The sequence below is a fragment of the Zavarzinella formosa DSM 19928 genome (assembly GCF_000255705.1).
GTDB classification, from domain to species: domain Bacteria; phylum Planctomycetota; class Planctomycetia; order Gemmatales; family Gemmataceae; genus Zavarzinella; species Zavarzinella formosa.
Genome location: NZ_AIAB01000577.1, coordinates 1 through 669 on the forward strand (window position 1 = coordinate 1; position 669 = coordinate 669).

1 protein-coding gene is annotated in these 669 nt (G+C 66.2%); it reads left to right on the forward strand.

The genetic code is table 11. The features are described from left to right. Window positions 1-235 precede the first annotated feature (235 nt). Window positions 236-664, forward strand: coding sequence for a hypothetical protein (locus BGIM_RS56730; RefSeq protein WP_020467924.1), 429 nt, complete (start codon window positions 236-238; stop codon window positions 662-664). Window positions 665-669 lie beyond the last annotated feature (5 nt).

A 669-nucleotide genomic window follows, 5' to 3' on the forward strand; every position in this document is an offset into this window, starting at 1 on the left:
TGTCGATCCGGGCGCTGATCCGGGTCGGGCACCCCGTTCCGCCCAAAGCCGCCGCGAAACTCCGGGCGGCGGCGAGCCATGACGATGAGGTGGTCGCCAGGCGGGTGCGGGAAGCGCTGGCCGCGACAGGTGGTTAGGCCGAATCAGCCGCCGCGGTTGGTTCGGAGTTCAAAGGTTACAAGCGGCCCCGGCTGCCGGGCTTGTGCGTTCGGCGACGGAGGCCAGTGGAGAGGCGATGCTCAGACTCGATCACCCGATGACGCCGCATATCTTCCGGGCGTCCGGCCTGATGGACGGTGTTATGGTCCGCGGGCAGAATATGTCCGTGTCCCCGAGCGCCGTTCGGGCCGAGTTGCTCGCCGAGTGCCTGCCGCTGTTCACCGAGATGCGGGAAGTGGCTTGGATGTGGTTCGCCGACGAGGTGCCGTTCATCCTCGCGGCCGTGGACGAGTACGAGGCCGCCATCCGGGCGCTGGCCGGTCTGCACGGAGGCCAGATCACCGAAGATCGGCGAGACGGCAAAGGCGCCTGCCCGGTCTGTGGCACGCCGATCACCTACTACCGCAAATGGAAGATCGTATTGTGTGGCGAGTGTGACAAGCCGTTCATGGCGGCGCACAGCAAGCTCGACTCGTCCGAGGGCTTCAGCACTTGGCTCATCTGAGCAAG